Source organism: Pseudomonas tohonis (assembly GCF_012767755.2).
Classification (GTDB): domain Bacteria; phylum Pseudomonadota; class Gammaproteobacteria; order Pseudomonadales; family Pseudomonadaceae; genus Metapseudomonas; species Metapseudomonas tohonis.
In genome coordinates this window covers 6,436,500-6,457,948 of sequence record NZ_AP023189.1, presented here as the reverse complement: position 1 = coordinate 6,457,948, position 21,449 = coordinate 6,436,500, and the positions used below count along the sequence as shown (strand labels likewise).

The 21,449-nt window shown below is 69.0% G+C and carries 18 protein-coding genes; 13 read left to right on the top strand and 5 right to left on the bottom strand.

Annotation, left to right across the window (positions count from 1 at the left end; genetic code table 11):
- Positions 1-5 precede the first annotated feature (5 nt).
- The 9 genes from HSX14_RS29655 (at position 6) to HSX14_RS29615 (ending at position 11,444) form a co-directional block, all read left to right on the top strand.
- Positions 6-3,344, top strand: a complete 3,339-nt coding sequence (locus HSX14_RS29655; RefSeq protein WP_173176917.1) for an ImcF-related family protein — start codon at positions 6-8, stop codon at positions 3,342-3,344.
- Entirely contained in the window at positions 3,341-4,924 is a 1,584-nt protein-coding gene (tssA, locus tag HSX14_RS29650; RefSeq protein WP_173176915.1) for a type VI secretion system protein TssA, read from the top strand. Before HSX14_RS29655 ends, tssA begins: the two co-directional genes overlap by 4 nt.
- A 33-nt stretch (positions 4,925-4,957) precedes the next feature.
- Positions 4,958-6,721 (top strand): type VI secretion system baseplate subunit TssF, encoded by a 1,764-nt coding sequence (gene tssF / locus HSX14_RS29645; RefSeq protein ID WP_373874706.1) that lies wholly within the window; start codon positions 4,958-4,960, stop codon positions 6,719-6,721.
- Positions 6,685-7,779, top strand: coding sequence for a type VI secretion system baseplate subunit TssG (gene tssG / locus HSX14_RS29640; RefSeq protein ID WP_173176899.1), 1,095 nt, complete (start codon positions 6,685-6,687; stop codon positions 7,777-7,779). The genes tssF and tssG overlap by 37 nt, the downstream gene beginning before the upstream one ends.
- Entirely contained in the window at positions 7,760-8,296 is a 537-nt protein-coding gene (gene tssJ / locus HSX14_RS29635; RefSeq protein ID WP_173176897.1) for a type VI secretion system lipoprotein TssJ, read from the top strand. Before tssG ends, tssJ begins: the two co-directional genes overlap by 20 nt.
- A 3-nt stretch (positions 8,297-8,299) precedes the next feature.
- Positions 8,300-8,731, top strand: coding sequence for a type VI secretion system baseplate subunit TssE (tssE, locus tag HSX14_RS29630; RefSeq protein WP_173176895.1), 432 nt, complete (start codon positions 8,300-8,302; stop codon positions 8,729-8,731).
- 226 nt (positions 8,732-8,957) lie between these two features.
- Complete coding sequence (locus tag HSX14_RS29625) at positions 8,958-9,788, top strand: OmpA family protein (protein WP_228723513.1); 831 nt, start codon at positions 8,958-8,960, stop codon at positions 9,786-9,788.
- Between the two features lie 79 nt (positions 9,789-9,867).
- Positions 9,868-10,449 carry an RNA polymerase sigma factor gene (locus HSX14_RS29620; RefSeq protein ID WP_173176893.1) on the top strand — a complete coding sequence of 194 codons (582 nt, stop codon included), beginning with the start codon at positions 9,868-9,870 and terminating at the stop codon, positions 10,447-10,449.
- Entirely contained in the window at positions 10,446-11,444 is a 999-nt protein-coding gene (locus tag HSX14_RS29615) for a FecR family protein (protein WP_173176892.1), read from the top strand. The genes HSX14_RS29620 and HSX14_RS29615 overlap by 4 nt, the downstream gene beginning before the upstream one ends.
- A 192-nt stretch (positions 11,445-11,636) precedes the next feature.
- On the opposite strand, the gene HSX14_RS29610 is transcribed toward HSX14_RS29615, so the two are convergent.
- Positions 11,637-12,827 (bottom strand): trans-sulfuration enzyme family protein, encoded by a 1,191-nt coding sequence (locus HSX14_RS29610; protein ID WP_173176890.1) that lies wholly within the window; start codon positions 12,825-12,827, stop codon positions 11,637-11,639.
- A 215-nt stretch (positions 12,828-13,042) separates the two neighbouring features.
- A complete protein-coding gene (locus tag HSX14_RS29605) occupies positions 13,043-13,825 on the bottom strand; it encodes a MetQ/NlpA family ABC transporter substrate-binding protein (RefSeq protein ID WP_173176888.1) in 783 nt (260 codons plus the stop codon).
- Positions 13,826-14,100: 275 nt separating this feature from the next.
- Here HSX14_RS29605 and HSX14_RS29600 point away from each other — a divergent pair, with 275 nt between their 5' ends.
- The 4 genes from HSX14_RS29600 (at position 14,101) to tcyN (ending at position 17,428) form a co-directional block, all read left to right on the top strand.
- The gene (locus tag HSX14_RS29600; protein ID WP_173176886.1) at positions 14,101-15,108 is read left to right on the top strand and encodes a D-cysteine desulfhydrase; all 1,008 of its coding nucleotides are present in this window, start codon (positions 14,101-14,103) and stop codon (positions 15,106-15,108) included.
- A gap of 108 nt (positions 15,109-15,216) precedes the next feature.
- Positions 15,217-16,017 carry a cystine ABC transporter substrate-binding protein gene (tcyJ, locus tag HSX14_RS29595; RefSeq protein ID WP_173176883.1) on the top strand — a complete coding sequence of 267 codons (801 nt, stop codon included), beginning with the start codon at positions 15,217-15,219 and terminating at the stop codon, positions 16,015-16,017.
- On the top strand, positions 16,014-16,682 hold the full coding sequence (gene tcyL, locus HSX14_RS29590; protein WP_173176881.1) for a cystine ABC transporter permease: 669 nt from the start codon (positions 16,014-16,016) through the stop codon (positions 16,680-16,682). The genes tcyJ and tcyL overlap by 4 nt, the downstream gene beginning before the upstream one ends.
- Positions 16,682-17,428 carry an L-cystine ABC transporter ATP-binding protein TcyN gene (tcyN, locus tag HSX14_RS29585; protein WP_173176879.1) on the top strand — a complete coding sequence of 249 codons (747 nt, stop codon included), beginning with the start codon at positions 16,682-16,684 and terminating at the stop codon, positions 17,426-17,428. Before tcyL ends, tcyN begins: the two co-directional genes overlap by 1 nt.
- A 585-nt stretch (positions 17,429-18,013) precedes the next feature.
- On the opposite strand, the gene HSX14_RS29580 is transcribed toward tcyN, so the two are convergent.
- Genes HSX14_RS29580 through HSX14_RS29570 form a run of 3 tightly spaced genes read right to left on the bottom strand, consistent with a single transcriptional unit; the run spans position 18,014 to position 21,377 of the window.
- A complete protein-coding gene (locus HSX14_RS29580; RefSeq protein WP_173176877.1) occupies positions 18,014-18,943 on the bottom strand; it encodes a sulfonate ABC transporter substrate-binding protein in 930 nt (309 codons plus the stop codon).
- Between the two features lie 2 nt (positions 18,944-18,945).
- Positions 18,946-19,989, bottom strand: a complete 1,044-nt coding sequence (gene mgrA, locus HSX14_RS29575; RefSeq protein WP_173176875.1) for an L-glyceraldehyde 3-phosphate reductase — start codon at positions 19,987-19,989, stop codon at positions 18,946-18,948.
- A 56-nt stretch (positions 19,990-20,045) separates the two neighbouring features.
- Positions 20,046-21,377 carry an LLM class flavin-dependent oxidoreductase gene (locus HSX14_RS29570; RefSeq protein ID WP_173176873.1) on the bottom strand — a complete coding sequence of 444 codons (1,332 nt, stop codon included), beginning with the start codon at positions 21,375-21,377 and terminating at the stop codon, positions 20,046-20,048.
- Between the last annotated feature and the right edge of the window lie 72 nt (positions 21,378-21,449).

The following is a 21,449-nucleotide window of genomic DNA, read 5'->3' as shown; positions in this document are numbered from 1 at the left end:
TGTTCATGAAATTGCTGTGGATGAAAGTGTTGCTTTGGGTTGTCGTGTTCGCAGGCATTGGATTGCTTTTGTTGCTCTGGTGGAAGCCCTCCCTCCTGGGGATCATTGCTGGTAGTGCCGCGCAGAGCATCTGGCTTTGGAGTGCAGCCGCTGTCACCTTGTTGGTGCTTCTCGCCGAGGTAAGTTATCGCGTGGCAGGCTGGCATCTTGGACATTCGTTGTATCGCCGGGATCATGCCGGCGAGGCCTTATCGGAGCCTCAAAAATCTGACGTTCTTGGTGTGAATGGGGAGGAAGCTCGTCAATATCTGCGCCACAACCTCGGCTTCTTCTGGCGCCGCCGTACTCGCCTGCTACTGGTGATCGGCGAGCCTGATGAGGTAGTCGCCATCGCCCCCGGCCTGGCCGAAAAGCAGTGGCTGGAAGGTGAGGGCGTGGTGCTGTTGTGGGGCGGTGCCGCCCAGGATGCCGCCGCTGCCACGTGGCTGGAGCAGTGGCGCCGGCTTCGTCCGCAGCGTCCCCTGGATGGCATCGTCTGGGCGCTCAGCGCGCAGCAGGGCGCCGATGCAGACTACCTGGACCGCTACCAGCACCAGTTGCGGGATATCGCCAGGCGGCTGCGCTGGCAGGCGCCGGTGAACCTCTGGGAGGTCTGCCGCAGCGAGTGGGAGCAACCGGCCACCGAGGCCGCGGTGGGCTGCACGCTGGCGCCTCGCGCCGGGCCGGCGCAGCTGGAAGGCCGTCTGGGGCAGTTGCTCGAGCCGCTGCGTGAGCAGGGGCTCGCCCGGATGCAGGCCGACATCCGCCATGATTTTCTCCTGCGTCTCGCCCAGGGCCTGCGGGACGAAGGCATCACCCGTTGGCGACGGACCTGGGACCACTTGCAGCGCAGCCATGGGGTGGTGCCGCGCGGGCTCTGGTTCAGCCTCGCGATGCCGGGCGCTGGGGGCGCTGCGGCGCATCATTGGCTGCCGCCCGCGGCCTGGCGAGGCGTGCTGGCGGACCGGCATGGCGGCCGGCCCTACGGGTGGCCCTGGTGGCGCACCGCGACCGCCGTCGCGCTCGGCCTCCTGGCGTTCTGGGGGCTGGGGACGCTGCTCTCCTTCGCCGGCAACCGCGTCCAGATCGCCGAGATGCAGGCCGTCCTGGCCACCCTGGACCAACCCCGGGAAGGCGACGAGCAACTGCTTGCCCTTAACGCGCTGGTCCATGAGCTCGACCGCCTCGACCAACGCAGCAAGCACGGCGCGCCCTGGTACCAGCGTTTCGGCCTGAGCCAGAACGACGGCCTGCTCGCCGCGCTCTGGCCCCGCTACGAGGCGGCCAACAACCGGCTGGTCCGCGACCCGGCTGCGGCCGGCTTCGAGCGCCAGCTGCGCACGCTGCTCAGCCTGGCGCCGGGCAGCGCCGAGCGCGCCGCCCGGGCCCGGGAGGCCTACGAGCCGCTCAAGGCCTACCTGATGATGGCCCGGCCGGAGAATGTCGATGCGTCATTCCTCGGCAAGGCGCTGGCGGCCGCCGAGCCTGCCCGCATGGGCATCGGCGAGGGCACATGGCAGGGCATCGCGCCGAACCTCTGGCGCTTCTACGCCGCGCAGCTGGAGGCGCACCCCGGCTGGCGCATCACCACCGACCCGGCCCTGGTCGCCCGGGCCCGCCAGCTGCTGATCAGCCAGCTCGGCCAGCGCAATGGCGAGGCCACCCTCTACCGGCAGGTGCTCGACGCCGTCGCCAACCAGTACCCGGCCATGGGGCTGCAGCAGATGGTCGGCGATACCGACGCGCAGCCGCTGTTCTCCACCGCCGCCGAGGTGCCGGGTGTATTCACCCGCCAGGCCTGGGAAGGCGGAGTGCGCAAGGCCATCGACGAGATCGCCGCCGCGCGCCGCGAGGAGATCGACTGGGTACTCAGCGATGACCGCAGCCAGATCGACGCCGAGCTGACCCCCGAGGCCCTGCGCGAAAGCCTGACCGCGCGCTACTTCCAGGACTACGGCCGGGCCTGGCTGGACATGCTCAACAGCCTGCGCTGGCAGGAGGCCGGTAGCCTCGCCGATGTGGTCGACCAGCTCACCCTGATGACCGATGTGCGCCAGTCGCCGTTCATCGCGCTGGTCAATACCCTGTCCTACCAGGGGCGGGCCGGTACCCGCAGCCAGGCCCTGGGCGAGTCGCTTTTGCAGTCCGCGCAGAACCTCATGGGGCCGGACAAGGCACCGGTCATCGAGCAGCTGGCGGCGCTGCCGAAGGGGCCGCTGGAGGAGAGCTTCGGCCCGCTGCTGGCGCTGCTCGGCAAAGGGGACGAGCCCTCCGGCGGTGACGACAGCATCAGCCTGCATGCCTTCCTCACCCGCGTGACCCGGGTGCGCCTGACGCTGCAGCAGGTGAGCGCCGCCCAGGATCCCCAGGCGATGATCCAGGCCCTGGCCCAAACCGTATTCCAGGGGCGCAGCGTCGACCTCACCGACACCCAGTCCTATGGCAGCCTGATCGCCGCCAGCCTCGGCAGCGAATGGGCCGGCTTTGGCCGGGCACTGTTCGTCCAGCCGCTGGACCAGGCCTGGCAGCGCATCCTGCAACCGTCCGCTGCCGGGCTCAATGACCACTGGCAGCGCGCCATCGTCGGTCCCTGGAACAGCGCCTTCGCTGGCCGCTACCCCTTCGCTGCGAGCGCCAGCGACGCATCGCTACCCATGCTCGGGCAGATGATCCGCGCCGACAGCGGGCACATCGACCGCTTCCTCACCCGCCAGCTGGGCGGCGTGCTGCGCAAGGACGGCAATCGCTGGGTGCCCGAGAGCGCCCAGGGCCAGGGGCTGCGCCTCGATCCCGCGTTCCTCGCGGCGGTCAATCGGCTCGCCGAACTGGCCGACGTGCTCTACACCGACGGCGGCATGGGCATCGCCTTCGAACTGCGGGCCAAGCCGGTACGCGACCTCGTGCAGACCACCCTGATCCTCGATGGTCGCCGCCTGGCGTACTTCAACCAGCGGGAGCGCTGGCAACGGTTCGACTGGCCCAGCGCGAGCGATCACCCCGGCGCGCGCCTGAGCTGGACCCACGCCAGGAGCGGAGAGCGGCTGCTTGGCGACTACCCCGGCACCTGGGGCCTGATCCGGCTCCTGGAGCGGGCCCGGGTCACTCCGCTGGATGACAGCGAAACCCGCTATCGCCTGGTGCTCGACGCCCCCGATGGCCTGGGGCTGACCTGGCACCTGCGCACCGATCTGGGGGCCGGACCCCTGGCGCTGCTGCAACTGCGCGGCTTTCGCATGCCGGCGCGGATCTTCCTCGAACCCGGCGGCGCTTCGCGTCCGCTGGCGCGTTACGGAGCGCAACCATGAGCCTGTCCGCCCTAATCGCCAGCTGCCTGGGCGCGCGTGACGCGCTGGAGATGGCCCGCCGCGAGGCCCCTGGCTGGGAAGCCTGGCTGCAGCCGGTCGGCCCGTCGTCCGTGGTGGGGGATGACCCGGGCTACGACGACGACTTCCAGCACATGCGCGAGGAGGTGAACAAGCTCTCCGGCGCCGATACCGAGCGGGTCGCGCAGTTGGCGGAAGCGCTGATCAAGCAGCGCTGCAAGGACCTGCGGGTGGCGACCTACTACCTCTGGGCGCGCATGCAGATGGATGGCGAGGCGGGGCTCGCCGATGGGCTGAGCCTGCTGGCCGCGCTGCTCGAACGCTTCGGCGACGACATCCTGCCGAGCCGGCCGAACAGCCGGCGCATGGCGCTGGAGTGGCTGGCCAGCGGCAAGGTGCTGGATGGGCTGTCGCTCTACCCCGAAGTGGTGAAGATCGAGGCGGAGCGGACGGTCGCCGCGCTGGCCTGGCTGAACCGGACCCTGGAAACCTGGCCGGAGGAACAGCGGCCGTCGCTGGGAGCGCTCTATACCGCGCTGACCAACCGCCTGGCGCAATCCGGCGGGGTGGACGCCCTGGTGCCGCAGAACAGCGCGGCCCACGAAGCGGGCCGGCAGGGCGCCACGCCATCGCTCACCCCCATCCGCTCCGGCCGCGACCTGCTCGATGGCGGGCGCGTCCTGGCCGGCTACCTGCGCGAGCAGCCGTTGGGCTGGTTGGCGGCGCACCGGCTGATGAAAAGCCTGCGCTGGGACACGGTGCACCAGCTGCCACCCGCAGAGGGCAGCGGCACGACCCGGCTGGCGCCGCCCCGCAGCGACTACCGGGCCCAGTTGCGGCGGCTGCACCTGCAGCAGAGCTGGAGCGAGCTGCTCGACCAGGTCGAACGCATCTACGCCGAAGGCGTGAACCATTTCTGGCTCGACCTGCAGTGGTACCTCTGCCAGGCGCTGAGCCGGCAGGCGCCGCCGCAGGATGGCTGGGCCGACATCGTCAAGCGCGACCTGGGCATGCTTCTCGACCGCTTGCCGGGCCTGGAGTCCCTGCGCTGGAACGATGGCTCGCCGTTTGCCGACGAGGTCACGCGCAACTGGATCGCCCAGCACGTGAGCGGTAACCAGTCGCCGCAATGGCTGCCGGCGCCGGCGACGCCCGATCCGGTGGATGTCGACATCCTCGCCCTGGAAGCCAAGGCGCTGGCCCAGGCCGACAGCGAGGGGGTGGAGGCGGCCATCGCCTGGCTCGGGACGCAACCCGGCGCGCAGGGCGGGCGACAGCGCTGGCTGCTGCGCCTGCTCATGGCCCGGGTCGCCGAACAGTGCGGCAAGACCGACCTGGCCATCCACCTGCTGGCGGAGCTGAAGGTCACGGCCAGGCGCCAGGCCCTCGAGCAATGGGAGCCCGACCTGAGCTTCGAGGTGCAGGCGCGCCTGCTCAAGCTGCTGCGCCTGAAATCCCAACGCACCGATGTGGACAAGCCCGCGCTCGGGCGTCGCAAGGAGGCGCTGCTGGCCGAGCTGGTCAGCATCGATCCGGTGCGCGCCGCGGTGTTGTGTCGCTGAGCATTGATCAAGACAGGAAGCATGCTTGTGGATATGGAAAACCGGACGCTGCGCTATTTCGACGCGGAAATGCGTTACCTGCGCGAAGCCGGGCAGGAGTTCGCCGAAGCCTTCCCCGACCGGGCGGCGCACCTGAACCTGAATCGACCGGGCGCGCGCGACCCCTACGTCGAACGCCTCTTCGAGGGCTTCGCCTTCCTCATGGGGCGCCTGCGCGAGAAGCTCGACGATGACCTCCCGGAGCTGACCGAAGGGCTGGTCAGCCTGCTCTGGCCGCACTACCTGCGGACGATTCCCTCGCTGTCGATACTCGAACTGACGCCCGATCTGCAGCAGATGAAGCGCAGCGAGCGCATCGAGCGGGGGTTCGAGGTCCTGTCCCAGCCGGTGGGAGCCCAGCGGACCCGCTGCCGCTACACCACCACCCAGGATGTCGCCCTGCAGCCCCTGGCGGTGGAGTCGTTGCGGCTGGCCTACCAGCCGGATGGCCGTTCGCTGTTGCGCCTGCGACTGGCCTGCGGCCCCCTGGCCGAGTGGTCGCAGGTGGACCTGAGCGCTCTGCCGCTGTACCTGAACGCCGAGGCCCCGCTGGCCAGCGCCCTGCACCTGGCGCTGACCCGGCAGGTGCATGCGCTCTACGTGCGCCTGCCCGGGGTGCCCGAGCGCAGGCCCCTGCAGGGGCATTTCGCGGCCCGGGGGTTCGCCGAGGAGGATCGGCTCTGGCCCAAAGGCGACAGCGCGTTCAGTGGCTACCAGCTGCTGCTGGAGTACTTCGGCTTTCGCGAGAAGTTCATGTTCGTCACCCTGCATGGCCTGGAGCGGCTGAGCCTGCCCGAGGGCGTGCCCTGGCTGGAACTGGAGGTGGTGCTCGCCGAGGGCTGGCCCCACGATTTCGAGCCACGCGCCGAGCATGTCCGACTGCATGCCGTACCGGTGATTAACCTGTTCACGCTGGAGGCCGACCCCCTGCGCCTGGACCCGCTGCAGAGCGATTACCTGCTGCGTCCCATGCGCCTGCAGGATGGGCATACGGAAATCTATTCGGTGGACCAGGTCACCGCCTCGAAGAACGCCGAACGCGAGGACTACGTCCCGTTCACCAGCTTCCGGCACAAGGGCGGAATGCTGCGCGACGACGCCCCGGAGCGCTATTTCCATACCCACCTCAAGCGCGCGGCGAACGGACTCCACGACACCTGGCTGATTCTCGGCGGCGAGGGGTTCGACGTCGACCGCCTGGCGGCCGGCGAAAGCCTGTCGCTGCGCCTCACCGGCACCAACGGCCAGCTGCCGCGCAAGGCGTTGCAGAGCACCTTGCTCGACACGCTGGTGCAGTCCACCCAGACCGGCCTGCGGGTGCGCAACCTGTGTGCGCCGACGCTGCCCTGCTACCCGCCCAGCCGCGACCGCTTCCACTGGCGGGTGCTCAGCCACCTGGGCTCGAACTTCCTGCCCATGCTGGGCAGCGCCGACGTGCTGCGCGGCACCCTGGCGCTCTACGACTGGACCGGCAACGAGCTGAACCGGCGTCGCCTGGAGGCCATCGTCGACGTGCGCCACCACCTGATCCAGCGCTTCGAGCGAGGCTTCCTGCTGCGTGGCGTGGATATCGAAGTCACGCTGGATGCCAACGGCTTCTGCGGCGAAGGGGACATCGGCCTGTTCGGCGAGATGCTCAGCCGCTTCTTCGCCCTGTACGCCGACATCCACCTGTTCAACCAGCTGACGCTGATCCTGCAACCCACCGGGAAGAGCCTGAGATGGAACGAGAACCACAGCCAGCGCATGCCCGGCTGAACGCCAGCGGCCTCTTGCAGGCCCTGGAAGGACGGGTTGCCGAAGCGAACCTCTACCGGTTCTGCCAACTGCTGGAGCGGGCGCTGCCGGGGCAGCCGCCCCTGGGCAGCACCGAGCGCCCCTCGGATGACCCGGTGCGCTTTCGTCCCGACCCCGGCATGGGCTTCCCGGCAGGCGAACTGAAGGCCATCGAGTTCGCCGACGAGCCGGACCGGGTGCCGGCTACCGTGCGCACGCGGCTGCTGGGGCTCTATGGCGTGGACTCGCCCTTGCCGACCGCCTACCTGGATGACATCGCCCAGCGCCGCGAAGGGCACGAGGCGCTGGAAGCCTTCCTCGATATCTTCAATCACCGGGTATTCACCCAGCTCTATCGCATCTGGCGCAAGTACTCGTACCCGGCGACCTTCGAGCCCGGTGGGGCCGACCCGACGTCCCAGTGCCTGCTGGGGCTCATCGGCCTGGGAATCCCCGGCACCGCCGAGCATGTCGCGACGCCGATCTCGCGCTTTCTCGCGCTGCTCAGCGTCATGCGCCTGCCCACCCGCAATGCTGAAGGCATCGCGGCACTGGTGAAGCTGCTGGCCCCCGAAACCCGTGCCCGCGTCACGCCGCACTGTCCGCAACAGGTGGTGCTGGCACGGCCGGCGGGGTTGTCGACGGCCGAGCCGTTGGACCTGTCGCAGGGCACCCCGCTAGGGCGTGTCGGCCATGACGCCAATAGCCAGCTGCACCTGGCGCTGTTCACCGAAGACCCGCAGGACGTGCAGGGCTGGCTGCCGGGCGCCCACCTGCACAGCGACCTGCTGGTTCTGCTGCAGGTCTACCTCGGCTGGCGCTGCACGGCACGGCTCGAACTCTCCCTGCCGACGCGCTGCCTGCCCCGGCCCGTGCTCGGCGAGGCGACCCTGCTGCTCGGCATGACCGGGCTGCTGGGGCAGGGCGACGACCGGGGCGCCCCTCTCCCGGAGACCGTGACCATCCCGCTTGGGCGCTATCGGGGCCTTCGCAACAATCCGCAGGAAAGAGAGACACAGCATGTCGCGTACCGTTTTTAGGCCCTTGCTGCCGGCCCTGCTGGCCGCGCTGTTGGGCGGGTGTGGCCTGTACCAGAGCGTCGGCGACAGTTCGGCGGAGTTCGCCAGGTCGATCTTCTACAAGCAGGTGAAGACCCTGCACCTGGACTTCAGCGCACGCCCCGCGATCAACACCGACCCGCATGACATGTCCGGGCTGTCCGTGCCGACCCTGGTGCGCATCTATGCGCTGCGTGACGCCCAGGCGTTCAGGCGGGCGACCTACGACCACCTGCTGGACGACAGCCAGGAACGGCTTGGCGCCGACCTGCTCGACGAGCGCACCCTGGTGATCAACCCCGGCGAGGGCGCGCAACTCAGCGTGCCGCTGGATGACGCCACCCAGGTCATCGCCGTGGTCGCGCTGTTCCGCCAGCCGGACACCCGCAGCGGCTCCTGGCGCCTGGAACTCACCCGCGACGACCTGGACCCGGACCAGCCACGGGTGATCGAGCTGGGCGACAACCGCCTGGCCCTGCGCCCGCTGCCCGAGGCCTGACCCGTGACCGAGCACACTCAATCGCTCTACGAAACGCTGCTGCAGAACTTCACCGGTGAACTGGAGCTGCATCGGGTACGCGAGGAGGACCGGCTCATCCTCTCGGTGCTGGACAACCTCCAGCGCATCCTCGACAGCCGTGCCGGTTCGCTGAGCCACTTGCCGGACTACGGGCTGCCGGACATGGGCCAGGTACTCCAGGGGCTGCCGGCCGCCGCACACGGGCTGATCGGCGCCCTGACCCACACCTTGCTCGAGTACGAGCCGCGGCTGGCGGAGCTGTGTGTCCGCCTGCTGCCCCAGTCGCGGCCCGGGCAACTGGAGTACAGCCTCGATGTGCGGCTCAAGAGCGGGGAGCAGGCGACGTTCGGCACCACGCTGGCGCCGGAGGGCAGGGTGCTGGTTCGCCACCTCCGGCAGCAGAACTATCTGTAGACAGGATTCGATCCGGGAGAGAACACCATGAATGGACTCGTTGGCAGGGCGCAGACCGAGCTGCATCGACACGGCGACCTTGCGGCGCTCTACGAGGAACTGGCCAAGCTGCACCATCCCGCTTGCCCGGATGTCGACTGGCGCAAGGTCGAGCAGTGGTGCCGGGAGCTGCTCCGGGACAATGGCAGTGACCTGCAGATCGCCGCCTTGCAATGCGACGGAGCGCATGGACATCCTCGCCTGGTTGTTCACGCAGTGGCAGCCGCTGTTGCGGGGGCTCGATATCGGCAAGAGGGATGCCTCCCTGGTCCGCACCCTGGAAGCGGACCTCGCCTGCCTTCAGGACGTGCTTGGCCGGCAGCGGATGCCCGCGATGACGGCGTTGCGTGCACTGAACCAGCAGGTATCGGCACTGGCCGCGCGGCTGCAGGACGATGCGTCGCCGCCGCCGGGCCCTTCCCGCGAGCGCGGGAGCGTAGCGCCGGACGGGCCGATGAGGCTGTTCATCTCGATGCCGGAGCATGGCGGGGTCGCGCCGGTCGTGTACCTGGAGCGTCGTCCCGGCAATCGCATGCTGCGGGGTGCGCTGGTGTTGTTGCTGGGCCTGGTCGCGCTGGTGCCGATGGGGGTGCTGGGCTGGCAGTACTGGCAGCGCGTGCAGGAGCAGGCGCGCATCGCCACCGAGCCCGTTCGCCTGGACAGCCTGCAGCTGTTCGCGTCCGGCAGTGCTGAGCTGAAGCCGGACTCGACCAAGGTGCTGATCAACGCGCTGGCCAACGTCAGGGCGCAGCCCGGCTGGCTGATCGTCATCACCGGCCATTCCGACGCCACCGGCGACGAGGCGCGCAACCAGGCGCTGGCGCAGGCCAGGGCGGAAGCGGTGCGGGACTGGATGAAAGCCATGGGCGATGTGGCCGAGGACTGCTTCGCCGTGCGCGGCCAGGGCTCGGGGCAGCCCGTGGCGGACAACGTCACCGAGGCAGGGCGCGCGGCCAACCGCCGTGTCGACATCAGCCTGGTGCCGGAACCGGGCGCTTGCCAGGCGCGATACCGATGACGGCCGTCGCCTCGCTGTTCAATATCATTTGATAAGCATTATCATCCGCGCTTCCCCCGTCCGTAGCCCGCGCCGCTCCATGTCCGATCCCTCTCCTCCGGCCGATCTCCCGCCCGCCGCGCCCGCATCGGGCGGCGTGGTCGCGCGCGAGGACCTGCTGCGCGTGTTCCTCGCGCAGCGGGAGCGGATGGAGGCGCTGGTCAGCCGGCGCGTCGGCTGTCGCGCCACGGCGGCGGACCTGGTGCAGGACCTGTTCCTGCGCTTCTGGCGGCGCCCCGCGGCACCGGTGGAAGACCTCGCCACCTACCTGCTGCGCAGCGCCCACAACCTCGCCATCGACCATATGCGCAGCGAGGGTGCGCGGACCCGTAACGAGGCCGGCCTGGCGCTCGAGCAGGACGAGGCGCCGCCCCCGGAGGTGGCGCTGGAGGCCGGGCACGACCTGCGGCATGTCGACGCGGCGTTGCGCTCGTTGCCCGAGCGCACGCGCCACATCTTCCTGCTCAACCGCATCCACGGCAGCACCTATGGCGATATCGCCCGCGCGATGGGGCTGTCCCTGTCGGCGGTGGAAAAACATATGATGCGTGCCTTGGAAGCCTGCAAGGCCAGCCTGCTCGACAGGCCGGCCGTTATCTCGCCGGGGAGCGCGAAACCATGAGTCTCGATCAGCAGCGGCCCAGCGCCGCCAGCACCAGCCAGCAGGCGGCCGAACAGGCGGCATGGCTGTGGATCGGGCGCATGCAAGGGCGGCCCTCGGCGGCCCAGCGCGAGGCCTTCGAGCGCTGGCTCTACGCGGATGTCACCCACATCGAGGCCTACGCCCAGGCCCAGGAACTGTGGAAGCGCAGCTGGCCCGCGGCCTCCGCGCTGGCCGTCGAGGAGGATGCACGCCTGCGCCAGTACCTGGTGCGCATGGCCGAGCGCCCGGCGGCCGGACGGCGCTGGGGCGCCGTGCTGGCGATGGCGGCGAGCCTGGCCCTGGTGGTCTGGGGCGGCGGCTGGAAGCCCGTCGACTGGCTGCAGGACCTGGGCGCCGACTATGTCTCCGCGCCGGGCGAGATACGCACGCTGACGCTCGCCGATGGCTCGGTCATCACCCTGGACGCCGACAGCGCCGTGAGCGTCGACCTGGGCGCCGACGAGCGCCATGTCGAACTGCGCCGGGGCGCGGCCTTCTTCGAGGTCAGCCACGGCGAGGTGCCTTTCGTGGTGGAAGCCGCCGGCGGCGAGGCGCGGGTGCTCGGCACACGCTTCGGCGTGCGCCTGCGCCATGGCGGCGCGCGGGTCACGGTGGAGCAGGGCAGGGTGGGCGTCACCGCTGCGCCCGGGCAACCGCAGGCCGTGCTCGGTGCCAACCAGCAGCTCGCCTACAGCGATGGCAGGGCCGCCGAGGCCTGGACCGTGGACGCCCCGGCCCAGCTGTCCTGGCGCGAAGGTCGCCTGACCTTCTACAAGACGCCCCTGGCCGATGTGCTGGCCGACCTCGCGCGCTACTACCCCGGCCGTATCGTCCTGCTGGACGACGAACTGGCCGCGCGCCGCATCAGCGGCAGCTTCCCCAGCAACGACCCCCACGCCATCCTCGACTCCCTGCGAGCCGTGGTCGGCTTCCGCCAGCACGAGGTGCTGGGGCGGCTGATCGTCCTGCGCTGAGCCGGCGTGACTCAGGGGCACGGATCGATGGATTCGTGTCCCGTGGAACGCCGCCGCCCCTCTGCGGAACGTCGGCCCCCGCAGGGGCGAGTGGCGCTGTCTGCATGAGCGGTGTGAACCTGATGCGAAGCCTCAAGCCCGGTGCTTTACGGGCATTCATGAGCGCTGCCGGGCCGAAGCCCGGGCTACCCGTCAGAGGCCATCCAGCGCCTGCACGAAGTCCGCGATGATGTCGTCGGCGTCCTCGATGCCCACCGAGACGCGGATGGTGCCGTCGTGGATGTCGAGCTCCGCCAGGGCCTCGCTGGAAAGGGCGCGGTGGCTGGTCTTGCCCGGGTGGGTGATGCTGCTGGCCACGCCGGCCAGCGAGGGCGCGAACGCGGTGCGCTGCAGGCCGCGGATCAGGCCGTCCACCTCCGCCAGGCCACCCTTGAGGGTGAAGCTCAGCATGCCCGAGGCGCCCTTGGGGAACAGCCGCTGGGCCAGCGCGAAGTCCGGGTGCGAGGGCAGCCCCGGGTAGAACACCTTCGCCACCTTTGGATGGGCCTCCAGCGCTTCGGCCAGGGCCTGGGCGTTGGCCGAGTGGGCCTTCATGCGCAGGGCCAGGGTCTTGGCGCCACGGAAGGTCAGCCAGGCTTCGAAGGGGCTGGCGCTGCCGCCGGCATTGATCTGGAAGCGCCGCGCCTGGGCGATCCATTCGGCTTCGCCGACGAGGATGCCGCCGGTGGCGTCGCTGTGGCCGTTGAGGTACTTGGTGGTGCTGTGCAGCACCAGGTCGGCGCCGGCCGCCAGCGGGTTGTAGAGCGCCGGGGAGAGGAAGGTGTTGTCCACCAGCAGCTTCAGCCCGCGCGCCCTGGCCAGCGTCGCCAGGGCGGGGATGTCGCTGATGCGCACCAGCGGGTTGGAGGCCGTCTCGGTGTAGATCAGCCGCGTGGCCGGGGTGATGGCCGCTTCCACCGCCGCCAGGTCCTTGATCTCCACCAGGGTGGCGGTGATGCCGAAGCGCGCCAGTTCCTTCTCGATCAGGCTCTGGGTGGTGCCGTACAGCTCGCGACTGGCGATCAGGTGGTCGCCGGCATTCAGCCGGCCCAGCAGCGCCGCGCTCACCGAGGCCATGCCGGAGGCGGAGAACAGCGCCGCCTCGCCGCCTTCCAGGTCCCGCACCAGCTGCTCCAGCGCCGCCTGGTTGGGGTTGGCGATGCGGGTGTACATGTAGTTGTCCGGGTTGCCGGCGAGGAAGTCATCCACCTGCTCCAGGTTGTCGTAGACGAACACCGAGGACTCGTAGATGGGCAGGCTCTTGGGCCGGGTGACCATCTTGCGGTCGACATCGTTGCCGCTGTGCACCGCGCGGGTGGAAAGGCCGGGTCTGGATTCGGGCATGGGGAATTCTCCAAAGGCAGGCGAGCGCGTGGGAGCGAATTCATTCGCGATGGACCGCGCAGCGGTCCCAGGCCTTGCAGCGCGTGCCTGCGGCACGCATTCGCGGATGAATCCGCTCCCACACAAAAAAGAACGCCGACGATAGTCGAGACTCGTCGGCGTGAGGAGAGGCGTGGGCACAGGCGGTGCCCACACCATCGTGGCTCGGGGGTCGATCAGAAGGCCGGGACTACCGCGCCGGAGTACTTCTTCTCGATGAAGGCCTTCACTTCCGGGCTGGTCAGCGCGGCGGAGAGTTTCTTGATGGCGTCGCTGTCCTTGTTGTCCGGGCGGGCGACCAGGTAGTTCACGTAGGGCGAGGTGCGGTCTTCCAGCACCAGGGCGTCCTTGGACGGGTTGAGCTTGGCTTCCAGCGCGTAGTTGGTGTTGATCAGGGCCAGGTCGACCTGGTCCAGCACGCGCGGCAGCAGGGCCGCTTCCAGTTCCTTGAACTTGAAGTTGTGCGGGTTCTCGGCGATGTCCTTCGGGGTGGCCAGGGCGTTGCTCGGGTCCTTGAGCTTCAGCAGGCCGGATTTCTGCAGCAGGAGCAGGGCGCGACCGCTGTTGCTGCCTTCGTTGGGGATGGCGATGGTGGCGCCGTCCGGCAGCTCCTTCAGGGATTTGTACTTGCTGGAGTAGCCGCCGAAGGGCTCGACGTGCACGCCCTTGACGATCACCAGGTGGGTGCCCTTGCCGCTGTTGAAATTGTCCAGGTAGGGCTTGGTCTGGAAGTAGTTGGCGTCCAGGTGCTTCTGGTCGACCTGCAGGTTCGGTTGGACGTAGTCGGTGAAGACCTTCACTTCCAGATCCACGCCTTCCTTCGCCAGCTGCGGCTTGATCAGCTCGAGGATCTCGGCATGGGGAACCGGGGTGGCGGCGACGGTGAGTTTCTCGGCGGCGCTGGCCAGGGAGGCGGAAAGGGCGGCGGCCAGGGCGGTGAGGAGCAGGGTCTTCTTCATGATGGTCCTTGGTGTTCGGCAAGCTCCGGCTGGATCATCAGCCGCGAGCGGGGTGTCGGGGTTCCCGGTCTGGGTGTTGCCGGGTTGGATGCGACACTACGGCGATTTTTTATAACCAACAAATATCGTTTTATTATTTTTATATTCCATTAATGCCTTTATCAGGCGGAGCACGGAAGTGGCTCCAGCGTGCATCGATGTCGCTTCTGCGAATTGCTCCCAACGCCGTCGCTCACTAGAGTGATGCCCCATCTCCTGCAACACGAAGCCCCGCCATGATCGCCGCCGCCCTCGCTCGCGTCCCCCGCCTCGAACTGGTCACCTCGCCGACTCCCCTGGAGCCGCTGGCGCACCTTTCACGCCAGCTCGGCCGTGACATCCGGGTCAAGCGCGACGACATCACCCCCTTCGCCCTCGGCGGCAACAAGGTGCGCAAGCTCGAATACCTGGCCCAGGACGCCCTGGCCCATGGCGCGGACGTGCTGGTCACCGCCGGTGCCATCCAGTCCAACCACGTGCGCCAGACCGCCGCCCTCGCCGCGCGCCTGGGCCTGGGTTGCGTGGCGCTGCTGGAAAACCCCATCGGCACCGCCGACCGCAACTACCTGGAGAACGGCAACCGCCTTCTGCTGGATTTGTTCGGCACCGAGGTGCAGTTGGTGCCCAACCTCGACACCGCCGACCAGCTGCTGGCCGAGGCTGCCGAGCGCCTGCGCGCTGCCGGCCGCAAACCCTACGTGGTGCCCATCGGCGGCTCCAACGCCCTCGGCGCCCTGGGCTACGTGCGTGCCGGCCTGGAGCTGGCCGAGCAGATCAAGGCCGGCGGCGTGCGTCCATCCGCCGTGGTGCTGGCCTCCGGCAGCGCCGGCACCCATGCCGGGCTCGCCCTGGCCCTGGAACATGCCCTGCCCGGCATCCGCGTGGTGGGTGTCACGGTGTCGCGCCCCGACGCCACCCAGCGCCCCAAGGTGGAAGGCCTGCTGCAGCGTACCGCCGAACTTTTGGGCGTCCCGGTGCCCACGGGGCTGCGCGTGGAGTTGTGGGACCAGTATTTCGCCCCGCGCTACGGCGAGCCCAATGCGGGTACCCTCGGCGCCATCCGCCAGGTCGCGTCCAGCGAAGGGCTGCTGCTCGATCCCGTCTACACTGGCAAGGCGTTCGCCGGCCTGCTCGATGGCCTTGAACGTGGGGCCTTCGAGGGGAACGGCCCGGTGATCTTCCTGCACACCGGCGGCTCGCCCGCGCTCTTCGCCTACCACCGCGGCGGAGATGCGCAGGCTTGATTGCTTATTCCATGAATAGCGACAATCCAAACTTATTATTATTTTATTGAATAAAGCGACACCCCCAGAATTGCCACACTTTCGCCACCTGTCTCGTGAGGCTCACCCATGAAATTCGCAACCCTGCGTCGTCAATTCCTCATCGGCACCCTGGGCCTCGCCCTGGGCGCCAGTTTCGTCGGCAACAGCGCCGTGGCCGGCGAGCTGCTGCAGCAGATCAAGGACAAGGGCTCGGTCAAGGTCGGCCTGGAAGGCACCTACCCGCCCTTCAACTACCAGGATGAGAACGGCAAGCTCACCGGCTTCGAAGTCGAGTTCGCCGAAGCCCTGGCCAAGGAGCTGGGCGTGAAGGTCGAGTTCCAGCCGAGCAAGTGGGACGGCATCCTCGCCGCGCTGGAGTCCAAGCGCCTGGACCTGGTGATCAACCAGGTGACCATCTCCGAGGAGCGCAAGAAGAAGTACGACTTCTCCACCCCCTACACCGTTTCCGGCATCCAGGCCCTGGTGCGCAAGGGCAGCGAGGACAGCATCAAGAGCGCCGCCGACCTGGCCGGCAAGAAGGTCGGCGTGGGCCTGGGCACCAACTACGAACAGTGGCTGAAGGAAAACGCGCCGAAGGCCGATATCCGCACCTACGACGATGACCCCACCAAGTTCCAGGACCTCAACGTCGGCCGCATCGACGCCATCCTGGTGGACCGCCTGGCCGCCTTCGAAATGGTCGAGAAGACCGGTGGCCGCCTGGCGGTTGCCGGCGAGCCCTTCTCCCGCCAGGAGGCCGGTATCGCCCTGCGCAAGGGTGACCCGGAACTGCTCGCCGCCATCGACAAGGCCATCGCCAAGCTGAAGGCCGACGGCACCCTCAAGGCGATCTCCGAGAAGTGGTTCAAGGCTGACGTGACCCAATGATCGAAACCAGCCTGCAACTGGCGCTGGACTCCGCACCCTTCCTGCTCAAGGGTGCGCTCTACACGGTGGTACTGAGCCTCGGCGGCATGTTCTTCGGACTGCTGCTGGGCTTCGCCCTGGCCCTGGCGCGCCTCTATGCCATCGCCCCGGTGCGCGGCCTGGCGCGGGTCTACGTCTCGTTCTTCCGTGGCACCCCGCTGCTGGTGCAGCTGTTCATCATCTACTACGGCCTGCCCCAGCTCGGCCTGGAGCTGAGCCCACTGCTGGCGGCGCTGATCGGCTTCTCGCTGAACATGGCCGCCTACACCTCGGAGATCCTCCGCGCCGCCATCGCCTCCATCGACAAGGGGCAATGGGAAGCCGCCGCCAGCATCGGCATGAGCCGCAGCCAGGCACTGGTCCGCGCCATCCTCCCGCAGGCTGCGCGCACCGCCCTGCCGCCGCTGGGCAACAGCTTCATCTCGCTGGTCAAGGACACCGCGCTGGCCGCCACCATCCAGGTGCCGGAGCTGTTCCGCCAGGCACAGCTGATCACCGCGCGCACCTTCGAGATCTTCACCATGTACCTGGCCGCCGCGCTGATCTACTGGGTGCTCGCCACCGTGCTGTCGCACTTCCAGGCCCGACTCGAAGCGCGGGTCAACCGCCATGAACAGGACAGCTGATGATCACCGTCCGTAACCTGACCAAGTCCTTCAAGGACCAGGCGGTGCTCAAGGGCATCGACCTGACCATCGAGCCGGGCGAAGTGGTCGCCATCATCGGCCCCAGCGGCTCGGGCAAGACCACCCTGCTGCGCTGCCTCAACCTGCTGGAAGAGCCTGACGGCGGCACCATCCAGGTGGGGCGGATCGAGATCGACGCCAACCAGCCCCTGAAGCAGCAGCAATGGCTGATCCGCCAGCTGCGCCAGCACGTCGGCTTCGTGTTCCAGAACTTCAACCTCTTCCCCCACCGCACCGCGCTGGAGAACGTCATCGAAGGCCCGGTGGTGGTGAAGAAGGAACCCCGCGAGCGCGCCATCGACCGTGCTCGCAAGCTGCTGGCCAAGGTCGGCCTGGCGGGCAAGGAAGACGCCTACCCCAAGCGCCTTTCCGGCGGCCAGCAACAGCGGGTGGCCATCGCCCGCGCCCTGGCGATGGAACCGGACGTGATCCTCTTCGACGAGCCCACCTCCGCCCTCGACCCCGAACTGGTCGGCGAGGTGCTGACCACCATCCGCGGCCTGGCCGAGGAGAAGCGCACCATGGTCATCGTCACCCACGAGATGAGCTTCGCCCGCGATGTGGCCAACCGCGCGATCTTCATCGACAAGGGCGTGATCGTCGAACAGGGCGACGCCAAGACCCTGTTCAGCGCCCCCAAGGAAGAACGCACCCGGCAATTCCTCGCCAAGTTCCTGGTGGGTTGAGCGGTCGCCCAAACGAAACCCCGTGGGAGCGAATTCATTCGCGATGGAGCGCAACGCGCTCCCGCCTTTTCACCGTCACCGTGCCCGCCGGAAAATCGGCCCTTCGGGCCTTTCTCGAATGAATTCGCTCCCACAGCCGTAGCCCATCCGCCCCCTCAAACCGGGCGTTCCGACGAACCCCTGTAGGGGCGACTTCAGTCGCCAAGCGGGCCACAGGCCCGCCCTGCGGAATCCATGGGCCCGCTGCGCGGTCCTTGGGCGAATGAATTCGCCCCTACAGGTAGGCCGCCCAAACGAAACCCCGTGGGAGCGAATTCATTCGCGATGGAGCGCAACGCGCTCCCGCCTTTTCACCGCCACCGTGCCTGCCGGAAAAGCGGCCCTTCGGGCCTTTCGCGAATGAATTCGCTCCCACAGCCGTAGCCCATCCGCCCCCTCAAACCGCTCGTTCCGACGAACCCCTGTAGGGGCGACTTCAGTCGCCAAGCGGGCCGCAGGCCCGCCCTGCGGATTCCATGGGACCGCTGCTCGGTCCTTGGGCGAATGAATTCGCCCCTACACGACCAAAGCCCATGCATGGGGCCTCTACGGCCGCCACACCGCACTCCCGACATCCACCCGCTTCGGCAGCAGCCGGTTCTCCAGGAACAGGTCCGCCGTGCGCTGCTGGGCGGCGGCGATGTCGTCGGTGACCGGGCCGATGGGCGAGGCCGGGCGGTGCTGGAAGCTGCGCTCGATCACCGCCGGGGGCAGGCCCATGAACTTCGCCAGCAGGGCGATGCTGCCGTCGCGGTCGCTGCGGGTCAGGGCCTCGGCCTCGGAGATCACCCCCAGCACCTGCTGCACGAACGCCGGGTCGGCCTCGGCGTAGCCCCGCGCGGCCAGGTAGAAGGGCCCGCTCAGCCCCAGCCCCTCGCCATTGGCCAGCAGCCGTGCATGGCCCTCCAGCTCCATGGCCGAGTAGTAGGGGTCCCAGATCGCCCAGGCGTCCACGCTGCCCTGCTCGAAGGCGGCGCGGGCATCGGCCGGGGTGAGGAACAGCGGCTGGATGTCGGCCATGGACAGCCCCGCCGCCTTGAGCGCGCGCAGCAGCAGGTTGTGGGCGCTGGAGCCCTTCTGGAAGGCCACCTTGCGCCCCTTGAGCTCGGCCACCGATCGGATCGGGCTGCCCTCCGGCACCAGAATCACCTCGGCCTGGGGCTTGGGCGGTTCGGCGCCGACGTAGAGCAGGTCGGCCCCGGCGGCCTGGGCGAAGATCGGCGGGATGTCGCCGGTGGAGCCCAGATCCAGGCTGCCGACGTTCAGCGCCTCGAGCATCTGCGGGCCGGCGGGGAATTCGATCCACTGCACCCGGGTGGCGGGGAAGCGCTGCTCCAGCAGGCCGTGTTCCTTGGCCAGCACCAGGCTGGCGGAGCCCTTCTGGTAGCCGATGCGCAGGGTCGCGGGGTCGGCCAGGGCGCCCTGTGCCAGGGTCAGCAGCGCCAGCAGCGCGGCGCCCAGTCGAAGTCGTTGCATGCTCAGGCCTGCCAGTCGGTGGAGGGTTTTTCCCAGAGGTTGATGCCGCCTTCCACGGCGTGGCGGTCGATCTCCGCCAGCTCCTCGGCACTGAAGGCGAGGTTGTCCAGGGCGGCGACGTTCTCGACGATCTGCTCCGGGCGGCTGGCGCCGATCAGCGCCGAGGTCACCCGTGCATCGCGCAAGGTCCAGGCCAGCGCCAGCTGGGCCAGGCTCTGGCCCCGGCGCCGGGCGATCTCGGCGAGGGCGCGGGCACGGGCGATGTTGGCCTCGGCCAGGTGCTCCGGGCGCAGCGAGGCGCCGCCGGGGCGGTTGACCCGCGCATCCGCCGGCACGCCGGTGAGGTACTTGTCGGTGAGCAGGCCCTGGGCCAGCGGGGTGAAGGCGATGACGCCGGTGCCCAGTTCCTCGGTGGTGGCCAGCAGGTCCTTCTCCACCCAGCGGTTGAACAGGTTGTAGGCCGGCTGGTGGATCAGCAGCGGCACCTTCCACTCCCGCAGCAGCGCGGCGAGCTCGCGGGTCTTGCCCGCCGAATAGGATGAGATGCCCACGTACAGCGCCTTGCCCTGCTGCACCGCGCTGGCCAGGGCGCCGGCGGTTTCCTCCAGGGGCGTGTCGGGGTCGAAGCGGTGGGAATAGAAGATGTCCACATAGTCCAGCCCCAGGCGCGCCAGGCTCTGGTCGAGGCTGGCGAGCAGGTACTTGCGCGAGCTGCCGCCTTGGCCGTAGGGGCCGGGCCACATGTCCCAGCCGGCCTTGGTGGAGATCACCAGCTCATCGCGGTAGGCGCGGAAGTCTTCCTTGAGCAGGCGGCCGAAGTTGATCTCGGCGCTGCCGTAGGGCGGGCCGTAGTTGTTGGCCAGGTCGAAGTGGTTGATGCCCAGGTCGAAGGCGGTGCGCAGCAGGGCGCGCTGGGTGTCGAGGGGCGTGGCGTCGCCGAAGTTGTGCCACAGCCCCAGGGACAGGGCCGGCAGCACCAGCCCGCTGCGGCCGACGCGGCGATAGGGGATGCGCTCGTAGCGGTCGGGGGCGGCGATATAGGTCATGGATGGGTCTCGCTTCAGGTTGTCGGGGCCGCGCTGGCGCGGGGCCCCGGTGAATGTCAGGCGGGATGGGCGAACCGGTTCGCCGGCCGCGCCAGGCCGAGGTGTTCGCGCAGGGTGCGGCCCTGGTACTCGGTGCGGAACAGGCCGCGCCGCTGCAACTCCGGCACCACCTGGGTGGCGAAGTCCTCCAGGCCGGCCGGCAGGTGCGGCACCAGCACGTTGAAGCCGTCGGCGGCGCGGCCCTCGAACCAGGCCTGCAGCTCGTCGGCGATCTGCGCCGGGGTGCCGATCAGGCTGTGGTGGCCGCGCCCGCCGGCGATGCGCCGGCCGAGCTGGGCCAGGGTGAGGTTCTCCTGCCCGGCCAGCTCGGTGAGCAGCTTCTGCCGGCTCTGCTGGCCGTCCTGGGTCAGCGGCAGCTCGGGCAGCGGGCCGTCCAGCGGGTATTCGGAGAGGTCGAAGTTGCCGAGCATGCGCCCCAGCAGGGCGACGCCGACGCGGGGCTCCACCAGCGCCTGGAACTGCTCGAACTTCTCCTTCGCCTCGGCCTCGCTGGCGCCAATCACGACGAAGGCGCCTGGCATGATCTTCAGCTCGTCCTCGCGGCGGCCGAACCTGGCCAGGCGCCCCTTGAGATCGGCGTAGAAGGCCTGGGCCTTGGCCAGGGAGGTCTGCGCGGTGAACACCACGTCGGCGGTCTCGGCGGCCAGTTCGCGGCCGGTCTCCGAGGAGCCGGCCTGCACCACCACCGGCCGGCCCTGGGGCGAGCGGGCAACGTTGAGCGGGCCCTGCACGCGGAAGTGCTCGCCCTGGTGGTCGAGCACGTGGAGCCTGGCCGGGTCGTAGTACTGGCCGCTGGCCTTGTCGCGGAGGAAGGCGTCGTCTTCCCAGCTGTCCCACAGGCCGGTGACCACCTGGTGGAACTCACGGGCGCGGGCGTAGCGCTCGGCGTGGCCCAGGTGGGCCTCGCGGTTGAAGTTGAGCGCCTCGGCGGCGGCGTCGGAGGTCACCAGGTTCCAGCCCGAGCGGCCGCCGGAGATGTGGTCCAGCGAGGCGAACTTGCGCGCCACGTGGTACGGCTCGTTGTAGCTGGTGGTGACGGTGCTCACCAGGCCGATGCGCTCGGTGACGGCGGCCAGGGCGCTGAGCAGGGTCAGCGGTTCGAAGTAGGTGGAGCGGGCCATGTGGCTGGCGATGTCGCCGGTGGGCGCGGCGACGCTGTCGGCGACGAACAGGGCGTCGAACTTCGCCGCTTCGGCGATGCGTGCTAGGTGTCTGTACTGGGCGAAGTCGAGGGTGTCGGCGGGTACGTCCGGGTGGCGCCAGGCGGCCACGTGGTGACCGGTGGCCATCAGGAAGGCGCCGAGGGAGAGCTGTCGGGATCGGGTCATGGTGTCGTTACCGGGGTCGGTGGGGGTGCCGCCCGGCCGCTCTGCGGCGGCTCGGGCGGTTCCTGCACGCAG